We start from the raw sequence: 2,394 nt of genomic DNA on the forward strand, positions 1-2,394 counted from the left end.
GAGATCCCCCGCTGCACCTTCACCGAGGTCACCGCGCTGGACCCCGACCCCGAACTGACCCGGCTCGCGGCCGAGACCCCCCTGACCCGCATCCGCATGGCCCACGGCGAGGGCGAGGCATGGCTGGCCACCCGCTACGAGGACGTGCGGCTGGTCACCACCGACCGCCGGTTCAGCCGCGCCGCCGTCATCGGCCGCGACTTCCCCCGCATGACCCCGGCGCCGATCGTGCAGGACGAGTCGATCAACCTCCTCGACCCGCCCGAGCTGACCCGATTGCGCCGCCTGGTCTCGCGCGGCTTCACCGCCCGCCACGTCGAGCGGTTGCGTCCGCACACCCAGCGCACCGTGGACGGCCTGCTCGACACGATGGCCGAGCACGGCCCGCCCGCCGACGTCGCCGCCCACCTCGCCGCCCACCTGCCCATGACCACCATCTGCGACCTGCTGGAGATCCCGCCGGAGGACCGGCCCGCGCTGCGCCGCGACGCCATCGCCCTGATGACCGTCGGCAACCCCGACCGGGACGCCGCCGTCCGTGCCAAGGCCGACCTGCGCGCCTACTTCGCCGACCTCACCGCCACCCGCCGCCGCACCCCCGGCGAGGACCTGCTCAGCACCCTGGCCGCCGCCCGGGACGGCGAGGAGGTCCTGGACGACGACGAGTTGGCCGTCATGGGCATGGTGCTGCTGCTGACCGGCCACGACACCACCACCTACCAGATCAGCAACATCACCCACACCCTCCTCACCCAACCCGAACCGCGCGCCCGGCTCCTGGCCGACCCCGACTGCCTGCCCCGGTTGCTGGAGGAGCTGCTGCGCTTCATCCCCTTCCGCAAGGGCGTCGGCATCCCCCGGATCGCCACCGAGGACGTGGAGGTCGGCGGCGTCACCATCCGCGCCGGCGAGACCGTCCACGTCTCCTATCTGGCGGCCAACCGCGACCCGGAGGCGTACGGGCGACCCGACGAGATCGACCCGGACCGCGACGGCCCCTCCCACATGGCCTTCGGCTGGGGCTCCCACCACTGCCTCGGCTCCCACCTGGCCCGCATGGAGCTCCAGGTCGCCATCGGCTCCCTCTTCACCCGTTTCCCCTCGCTGAGACTCGCCGTCCCCGCCGGGGAGATCGAGTGGAACACCAGCTCCATCTGGCGTTTCCCGCTCGCCCTCCCCGTCGCCTGGTGACCGGAAGGGACCCCGGAACCCCATGCCCACGCTCTGTCGACCCGCCGTCGCCGTACCCGAACACGTCATCACCCGTGAGGAGACCCTGGACCTCGCGCGCGCCACGCACGCCGAACACCCCCAACTGCCCCTGGCGCTGAGGCTGATCGAGAACACCGGCGTCCGAACCCGGCACATCGTCCAACCCATCGAGGAGACCCTGCGCCACCCCGGCTTCACCCGCCGCAACGCCGTCTACGAGGCGGAGGCCAAGGCACGCGTCCCCGCCGTGGTCTCCCGCGCCCTCGCCAACGCCGACCTCGACCGGCGCGAGATCGACCTCATCGTCTACGTCTCGTGCACCGGCTTCATGATGCCCTCGCTCACCGCGTGGCTGATCAACACCATGGGATTCCGCCCGGAGACCCGCCAACTGCCCATCGCCCAGCTCGGCTGTGCCGCCGGTGGGGCCGCCGTCAACCGCGCCCACGACTTCGTCTGCGCCTACCCGGGGAGCAACGTCCTCATCGTCTCCTGCGAGTTCTGCTCGCTGCTCTACCAACCCACCGACCTGGGCGTGGGATCCCTGCTCTCCAACGGCCTGTTCGGGGACGCCGTCTCCTGCGCCGTGGTGCGCGGCGAGGGCGGCACCGGTGTCCGGCTGGAGCGCAACGGCTCGCACCTCGTCCCCGACACCGAGAGCTGGATCTCCTACGCGGTCCGGGAGACCGGCTTCCACTTCCTGCTGGACAAACGGGTCCCCGGCACCATGTCCATGCTCGCCCCCGCCCTGCTCACCCTGGCCGGCGAACACGGCTGGGACGCCTCCGAGCTGGACTTCTACATCGTCCACGCGGGCGGCCCCCGCATCCTGGACGACCTGTGCCGGTTCCTGGAGGTGGAGCCCGCCATGTTCCGCTACAGCCGGGCCACCCTCACCGAGCGCGGCAACATCGCCAGCTCGGTCGTCTTCGACGCCCTCGACCGGCTCTTCGAGGACGGCGGGGTCGAGGACGGTGCGCGGGGACTGATCGCCGGCTTCGGCCCCGGCATCACCGCCGAGAGCGCGTTGGGCCGGTGGACCACCGGCGGTCCGGCGCGGGGGGACGCCCGCCGCGCCCGGGCCGAGGTGCCCACCCCGACCGACGGCGCCGTCTCCGCGACCGGCGCCGGACGCACCCCGGCCGGGGCGGGGGTGGGCGTCGACTCCTGACGGGCACCGCC

Annotated in this window: 2 protein-coding genes; both read left to right on the plus strand. The window is 72.7% G+C overall.

Features of this window, described 5'->3' with window-relative positions; translation table 11 throughout:
• The first annotated feature begins 3 nt into the window (after positions 1–3).
• Positions 4–1,191, plus strand: coding sequence for a cytochrome P450 (locus FNQ90_RS19840; RefSeq protein WP_182607608.1), 1,188 nt, complete (start codon positions 4–6; stop codon positions 1,189–1,191).
• Positions 1,192–1,213: 22 nt separating this feature from the next.
• Positions 1,214–2,383 (plus strand): type III polyketide synthase, encoded by a 1,170-nt coding sequence (locus FNQ90_RS19845; RefSeq protein ID WP_182607607.1) that lies wholly within the window; start codon positions 1,214–1,216, stop codon positions 2,381–2,383.
• Positions 2,384–2,394 lie beyond the last annotated feature (11 nt).

The sequence above is a fragment of the Streptomyces alkaliphilus genome (assembly GCF_014141535.1).
GTDB classification, from domain to species: Bacteria; Actinomycetota; Actinomycetes; order Streptomycetales; family Streptomycetaceae; genus Streptomyces; species Streptomyces alkaliphilus.

What these genes read in the sequence shown, in the direction of transcription:
- FNQ90_RS19845 (WP_182607607.1), top strand. Translation starts at nt 1,214, where the DNA reads ATGCCCACGCTCTGTCGACCCGCCGTCGCCGTACCCGAACACGTCATC.